General features: G+C 80.0%; 1 protein-coding gene. It reads left to right on the forward strand.

Going from position 1 to position 476, the window contains the following annotated elements:
* Window positions 1-422, forward strand: a 422-nt coding sequence (locus tag G3I42_RS21540; RefSeq protein ID WP_203607117.1) for a glycoside hydrolase family 3 C-terminal domain-containing protein, incomplete at its 5' end; no start/stop codon positions are given.
* Between the last annotated feature and the right edge of the window lie 54 nt (window positions 423-476).

Consider the following 476-nt stretch of genomic DNA (forward strand, 5'->3'; position numbering starts at 1 on the left):
TCCTCGCGCGCGCCCTCGAAGCGGAGGGCTTCCGCGTCACGCGCCGTACGACGGGCCCCGCGCCCGACGCCGCGACGCGTGACGCCGCCGTCGCCGCCGCGCGCCGCGCGCACACCGTCGTCGTCGCCACGTACGGCCTGGACACCGACCCCGGTCAGCGCGCCCTGCTCACCGCGCTCGTCGCGACGGGCGTCCCCGTCGTCGCGGTCGCGCTGCGCAATCCGTACGACGCGGCGCACCTGCCGGACGGCGTGCGGGCGTTGCTCGCGGCGTACGGGTGGAGCGACGTGGAGGTCCGCGCGGCGGCCCGCGTCCTCACGGGGCGCGCGCAGCCGCACGGGCGGCTCCCGGTGCCGGTGACGCGCGCCGACGCGCCGGAGCGGACGCTGTACGCGGTGGGGCGGGGGCTGTCGTACGGGTGAGGTCGGGTGAGGCGGGCATTCCGGAGTGCGGCTCCCCCGGGGCGCCCCGCGGCG

The sequence above is a fragment of the Streptomyces sp. SID11385 genome (assembly GCF_010548245.1).
Taxonomy (GTDB): domain Bacteria; phylum Actinomycetota; class Actinomycetes; order Streptomycetales; family Streptomycetaceae; genus Streptomyces.